Genomic DNA, 7,037 nt, shown 5'->3' with positions numbered 1-7,037 from the left:
GACAGCATGAAATAGACACCCTGGAGAGCATTCCTAAGTTCCTGTATTTTATGGTGCTGGCGACCGGAATCGAACCGATGACCCACTGATTACAAATCAGTAGCTCTACCGACTGAGCTACGCCAGCTTGGGACCTGCAAAAAGTTATCCTAATAATTATATCGCGATGCGGCATCTAGTGGCAACGCACTGAATATAGCGTTTGAGAAGTTTCTCACGCATTCTCTTCGGTTCGCGATTGCAGATCCGGAGGTGCCTCGTGGTGACGGTGCAGGCCAATCCATAGCAAAGCACCCGGCAGGCTGGTCAGTATCATATTAAAGCCCAGCAGCAGGGACAAGGCTAGGGCCTGATCGTGGCCCATGTGCAAATATCCCAGATAAAACACCATCAAACCTTCGCGCAGCCCCCAACCGGCAAAGGAAATAGGCAGGGCCAGAAACAGACTGATCACTGGCCAGACCACCCAGAGTGCGACCGCATCCGGTGCTTCACCCAAGGCATGGGCCATGATCCAGAACGTCAGAATGGATATACACTGAATCACGAATGACAAAAAAATGGTGGCACCCAAAGCCAGGCGATGGCGCAGCAAGGCTCCCATTCCCAGGCGAATATCGTGTAGTTTACTTCCCAGCTTACCGGATATTTTTTCGAGAAAATTAAGAAACGGGCTTAAAATAAGAATGACAATCAGCACGTAAGCCAGCAGCAAAATGCCAATGGTCCAACCCATCTGGGGGAGCAATCCCACCCGCGAGCCGCCGGCCACATAAGCCAGCGCGGCAATCACAATCAACGCGCCCATGCCCATGAAGCGATCCCCGAACACCGCCGCCAGCGCCAGTGGCATTGACCCGGCCTGATGGCGGGTGTACCAGGCGCGAATCACATCCCCAGAAACAGCGCCTGGTAATACCTGATTAAAATAAGCGCCTACCCAGTTAAGGCGCAGTAACCAGAGCATCGGCGCAGTGCGTTCCATCGCCTGCAAAATAATGCGCCAGCGAATAACCGATACTGACAAATTCAAGGCATAGGAAGCCATGGCCGCCACAAACCACCATGGACGTATTTCGGCAAAACGCTGGCTGAGGGCCTGCCAGTTGGTCTGGTGCAAAAGCCAGAACAGGACGCCTACAGTAAAAACAATTTGCAGCAGCAGTTGCCAACGGGTGTGGAGTTTTTTTCGGGACATGCCTGTCTTTAAAATATGATCTCAGCGGCGGACTCTATGCGAGACCGGCAAGCGCTGCAAGTTCTCGAAGAAACAATGCCACCTTGTCGAGACTCTCCTGATATTCCGCATCCACCCGGGAATCAGCCACAATCCCCCCACCCGCCCAGAAACACAGCTCGCCCTGGCTCATTGTTATGGTACGAATAGCAATATTCATATCCATTTTCCCCGTTCGGTCGATATAACCGATGCTCCCGCAATAAAGACCACGCGTAGCCGGCTCCAGTTCAGCGATGATTTCCATGGCCCGGCGTTTCGGTGCCCCGGTAATGGAACCGCCCGGAAAACAGGCCGCCAATGCCTGCAACGGATCCAGACTCATACGCAATTGCGCTTCGACGACACTCACCAGATGATGCACCTGCGCATTGGATTCCAGGCCACAGAGCTGGGACACCCGAACAGAACCGATTTCTGCCACCTTTCCCAGATCGTTGCGCAACAAATCCACAATCATCACATTTTCCGCACGGTCCTTGGCGCTGTCCAACAGTTCGGCAGCAAATTGCGCATCCTGCAAAGCATCCGTCGCACGGGGACGCGTGCCTTTGATGGGACGCACCTGCATGTGCCCATGCTCTACCTGCAGCAAACGCTCCGGTGAAAAACTCAGGACGGATCCCCAGGGAAAGTGCAGATAAGCGGAAAATGCGGCGGGATTCATGGCGCGTAAATGCTGATACAAATACCAGGATGAACCGCTATAAGCTGCTGTAAATGGCTGCGCCAAGTTAATCTGATAACAATCTCCCGCCTGAATATAGGCTTCTACCCGCTGAAAGGCAGCCCTATATTGCGCCGCAGACCACTGTGCCTGCACTGGCCCCTGCACCCGAAAATCCGGTATAGACGCGGCTTCTTCGGCCGCTGACAAACGCGACTCCCATTGGATGCGTACACCGGGCATTTGCGCTGCTGGAGCCAGCACCCAGGCACGTTGCAACAGATGATCGACAATTAAGGCACTGTCATAAACGCCAAAGGCCGCTTCCGGCCAAATTGTCTCTTCCGGAATTTCCAGCCCCCACTCTGACAGGGCAAAATCATAACCCAGATAACCCAGCACGCCACCGGCAAAGGGCAGATCCGGGCAGGGGTGTTCTGCGTCCACCGCCAGCGCTTCGAGTGCCTCGCGCAGCACTTCCCATAAAGAAACGGACGCGGCTTGCGCCTCGCCCTTTCCTTCAGCTACCCAGACTTGACCACGATGCTGCCAAATTCGCCGACGGGGCTCCGTCACCAGAATACTGTAACGCCCCTGCCCCGGTGTCTGGATACTGCTGTCGAGCCACTGCGACCAGGAAGTTTCCGCCAGGCCCGCAAAAACGGCCGCAAGATCATCTGGATACGCCACATCCACACATAGCGGAGGAGAGATTGTCATCAGTTTACCCATGATCCTGAGCCATTATCACGTCGTAGCATAGGGGATGCTGAGCACTTTGCCCAAGTCCTCCAGTGTCCATAAGCAATGATCAGACGATGATCTCTCTTGACCGCCGACCGATCGGTCGGTATTGTCTGGTGTCTGCTCAGGAACAGGAATCGGTCATGCGCACCAAATATTCTGCCTCGTCTTTGCTTGTTGCCACCTGTCTATTGAGCAGCAGCCCTGCCTGGGCGGAGAATCTGATTGACGCCTACCAACAGGCTTACCATACCGACCCGGTTCTGGCTCAGGCCCGCGCCGAACTCAGCGCACAAATGCAGGATAAACCCCTCGCTCGTGCGGCCCTCTTACCCCATGTCGGCGTCGGCGCATCGGTTGGCTTCAACACCGCCGACATCACCGGTTTTGGCGATATATCCATTAACCGCGCCTATCTTTCAGACAGTTACAGCGTCAATATCACCCAGTCGGTATTCAACGGTCAGGCCTGGACCGCCCTGAAGCAGGCGGACAGCCGCATCCAGGCCAGTGCCGCCGCGCTGACTTACACCGAACAGCAACTCGCTCTGCAGGTAGCCAAAGCCTATTTCGGCGTACTGGAGGCGCAGGCCCAGGAACAGGTGGCAAAAAAACAGAAGTCCCTGCTGGAAAGCATCTATAAACAAACCGAAGCCACTCTAAAAATCGGCACGGGTGACATCATTGCCGTGCGCGAGGCCAAGGCCCGGGTAGATGCCGCCGAGGCCGACGTCATCAAGGCCGGCAACGGTGTCGCTGTGGCGAAAAAACAATTGCAAAGGCTGACCCACTCCCCGGTCGAAGCACTGGAACCCCTCGGCCATTATCAGGCACTGGGTCCGCAACCCGATGACATGCAGAGCTGGGTGCAAAGTGCCATTCAGGATCAGCCCCTGATGCATCAGGCGCAGGCCCAGCTGCATACCGCCCAGCAACAGGTGCAATATCAACAGCGGGCACGTTGGCCAGTGGTCAACCTGCAAGGAGCCGCCCAACACGAACTGGGTAATCCCTTTCCAGGCTTAGTCATCAATCAGGCGGGAGTGAGCTTGAACCTTTCCGTTCCCCTGTATGAAGGCGGGGGCATTTCCTCATCCGTACAAAAAGCCCAGGCGCAAACCGTGGCCAGCGTCGATCATGTGGCCAATGTTCGTGATGAAGTGACCCTGAACACCCAAACCGCTTTTCTCAACCTGAAAAACAGCGTGGCCCAACTCAAGGCAGCCAGGGAAACCGCTGATTCTGCCAAAATATCCCTGGAAGGTACCCGCAAGGGCTATGAAGTCGGCACCCGTTCCATCATCGACCTGCTGCACACCGCCACAGACTATGTGCGCGCCGAACAGGATTACAACGTCGCCTTTTATAATCAGGTCATTGCCAGAGTCCAGCTCAAGGCTGCTTCCGGACAAATCAACATGGCGGACCTTGAAGCCATCAATGCCCTGTTGAAAAAAACCGCCTGATTTTCCCAGGCTGTTACCGGCGGGGTAGCGCCTGCCACTTCCATCAGCCCGACTGAAAGAGCAGACAGCAAACCCGCTTAAAACTTAGGCTCCCGTCAGCACCCCCATCACCGCCTGCTCGTCATAAACCTTGCTGTCGACTTTACAGTAGACCGCGCCTTCGTCCTTGAATATCGCCACCTCGGCAATACCTGGCAGCTCCAGCAAGCGCTTTTCCAGATTACTCTGGCGCACAGCGGCTTCGGTCAGGGTAAACACCCGGGTCGCCAGATAACGTGGGCGTTGCATGGTGAGGGCCACGATCAGCCAGAGGGCATAAATGATGGCTACCGCCCAGAAAATATCGCTGTAATTGCGTGCTCCGGGAATATAGAGCAGACCGCCCAGCAATCCCCCACAAAAAGCTCCGAGAAACTCGGACGTAGTGTACACCCCTGTGGCGGTTCCCTTGGCACCGGGATGGCAGAACTTCGCCACCAGGGAGGGCAGACTGGCTTCCAACACATTGAAGCCCATAAAAAACAGGAAAAGTGCCAAGGCAATCAACCAGATATTATGGGCCGACAGCGCCATGAGAATGACCGAAACCAGCAAGATCGCAATGGCGATGATAAAGACTTCCTTGAGTTTCCGCTTGGCCTCACCAACGATGATCATGGGCAACATGGCCACAAATGAAAGCAACATGACGGGCAGGTAGAGCATCCATTGGTCACTCAGACTCAATAATGGATGCCGGGGATCAATCAGTACCAGGGGCAGGACCACGAATATGGCGGTCAATCCGGTGTGCAGGGAAAAAATCCCGAAATCCAGACGCAACAAACTGGGGTCACGCAATACGTCCCCAAGCATGGCCGGGCTCATTTCTGCATCGCGATGAAAACGGGTAGGAACGGCGGGAATGACTAGATAGAGTACGCCGATAGCAGCGAGAGACAGTACCGCCGTCAGCCAGAATATGCCACTGACTCCAATCCAGTGGGCCAGAGGGGCAGAAAGAATCAGGGAGATACTGAAACTGATGCCAATGGTAATCCCGATGATGGCCATCGCCTTGGTCCAGCGTTCCTCCCGCACCAGATCAGCCGTCAGGGCGATAATGGCTGCTGCCACCGCACCCGCTCCCTGGACAATACGACCAATCAGCAACCATTCGATGCTGGTCGCCGTTGCGGCAATGGCACTGCCAATGGCAAAAATCAGCAAGCCTACGGCAATGACCGGCTTGCGTCCCCACTTGTCAGAAAGCTTGCCAAAGGGAATCTGAAAAAATGCCTGGGTCAGACCATAGGCACCCAGCGCAATACCAATCAGAACCGGATGATCCATAGCCCCGCTGAGCCCGTGGGCATAGACGGAAAACACCGGCAGCACCAGAAACAGACCCAGCAGACGCAGGCCAAATATACCGGCCAGGGAAAATACGGCACGACGCTCCTTTTGATTCAATGCGGCTTCAGGATTTTTCATCTTCACTCCTTGTTTACGGTTTTCCGGACGCATCGTCCGTATGTAATTTTTCCTGCACAACATAATGATTTTCAGGAATATCCAACCCTTTTTTGAAGAGTGGATAGGTATAAATACTCTGCTCCAGAAAGACCCGACGGAGCGCGAAAGCGGTCAGCGCTGTGACCATAGCGGGCAATAAAATATGGTAATTATTGGTGAGCTCCACCACCATCACCGGGGCACTGATCAAGGCCCCGGTAGTGGCCCCCACCATCCCCGCCATGCCACACATGGCAAAAAGCGGCACACTACCATGCCAGCCCAGCAGAGCGTCCGCCAGATATCCTGCGCCAGCGCCAATGGCTGCACCGATAAACAGTGAAGGAGAAAATATTCCTCCCGAACCTCCGGTGCCAATGGTCAGACTGGTGGCGACCCCTTTCATCAGCAGCAACAGAATCAAAAAACCAAGTAGATGCAATTGCCCGGTCAATATCTCCGATATGGCAAAATAACTGCCTCCAATCAGATAATAATGGCCGGTAAATACAAATAATCCATAAAGCATCATACCTACCAGCAACATGCCACTCATGTGCCGTAAATAGGGATTGGGAAGATATTGTTTGCTGATTTGCCCGGTCCAGGTCAGCATCTGAATAAACAGAAAGCTCATTATTCCGGTCAGAATACCCAGAAGCGCAAATATCGGTAGAGTAAGACTGCCGGAAAGCGCTTTGGTAGGCACATAAGCCAAGAGATGAAAATTACCCAATCCCGTTTCCGTAATCCAGGTGGCAGAAACCGTGGCCACCAGAGTGGACAACACCGTCCACGGCCGCCAATCAGGGACAATTACCTCCATGGCGAAAAACCAGCCGCCCAGGGGAGCATTGAATACCGCCGCAATACCCGCACCAACCCCGCAACCTACCAGATGAATGCGGCGTTTGTCCGACATGGGTAACAGGTGACCCATGAAGGCACCAATGGCCGCACCAAACTGCATCGCAGGCCCTTCCCGCCCGGCCGAGCCGCCTGATCCCAGGGTCAGGGCCGTAGCTATCGGACGCAACAGCGCCACAATGGGCCGCATTCGCCCCCCGTCCGTATGAACGGCATCCATCACCTGACTGACTCCAGCGCCCTCCACCTCTGCAGCCACCCTTTGCACCAGAATGGTCACCAGCAAGGCGCCTAATACGGGTACCAGAATCATCCAGGGCCCCCAGGCCGCAGGCACCGAGGGCAGATGCGCATTATAGTAAAAACTCCAGCGCCCCTGAAAAAAAAGATTGTGCAGCAAGGCAATCAAATAGTGAAAAAGCAGGGCGCCCGCGCCAGTGAAAAGCCCGACAAAAATCCCCAGAATGATGAGCCCGGGCCCCTCCTCGGCAGGTGACAACTCCCGGTGCAAGGCGTGTCGCAGAGCTGCCAAGGACCACTTCATTGGCAAACCTGCAACCAC

The 7,037-nt window shown here is 54.9% G+C and carries 5 protein-coding genes and 1 tRNA gene; 1 reads left to right on the top strand and 5 read right to left on the bottom strand.

What is annotated here, in order from left to right; all coding sequences use genetic code 11:
- Positions 1–51 precede the first annotated feature (51 nt).
- The 3 genes from AC2VLR_RS09255 to pabB all read right to left on the bottom strand — a co-directional run bounded on the left by AC2VLR_RS09255 (position 52) and on the right by pabB (position 2,624).
- A tRNA-Thr gene (locus AC2VLR_RS09255) sits at positions 52–127 on the bottom strand.
- 87 nt (positions 128–214) lie between these two features.
- Positions 215–1,198, bottom strand: coding sequence for a lysylphosphatidylglycerol synthase transmembrane domain-containing protein (locus AC2VLR_RS09250; protein WP_486881870.1), 984 nt, complete (start codon positions 1,196–1,198; stop codon positions 215–217).
- Positions 1,199–1,232: 34 nt separating this feature from the next.
- Positions 1,233–2,624, bottom strand: a complete 1,392-nt coding sequence (gene pabB / locus AC2VLR_RS09245; protein WP_486881869.1) for an aminodeoxychorismate synthase component I — start codon at positions 2,622–2,624, stop codon at positions 1,233–1,235.
- A gap of 167 nt (positions 2,625–2,791) precedes the next feature.
- On the opposite strand from pabB, the gene AC2VLR_RS09240 reads away from it, so the two are divergent.
- A complete protein-coding gene (locus tag AC2VLR_RS09240) occupies positions 2,792–4,114 on the top strand; it encodes a TolC family outer membrane protein (protein WP_486881868.1) in 1,323 nt (440 codons plus the stop codon).
- Positions 4,115–4,198: 84 nt separating this feature from the next.
- Here AC2VLR_RS09240 and AC2VLR_RS09235 read toward each other — a convergent pair whose 3' ends face one another.
- Positions 4,199–5,587 (bottom strand): MFS transporter, encoded by a 1,389-nt coding sequence (locus AC2VLR_RS09235; RefSeq protein WP_486881867.1) that lies wholly within the window; start codon positions 5,585–5,587, stop codon positions 4,199–4,201.
- A 13-nt stretch (positions 5,588–5,600) separates the two neighbouring features.
- Positions 5,601–7,019 (bottom strand): chloride channel protein, encoded by a 1,419-nt coding sequence (locus AC2VLR_RS09230; RefSeq protein ID WP_486881866.1) that lies wholly within the window; start codon positions 7,017–7,019, stop codon positions 5,601–5,603.
- Between the last annotated feature and the right edge of the window lie 18 nt (positions 7,020–7,037).

This window comes from Acidithiobacillus sp. TH-A117, assembly GCF_057473465.1.
This window is presented reverse-complemented; position numbering and strand designations above follow the sequence as displayed.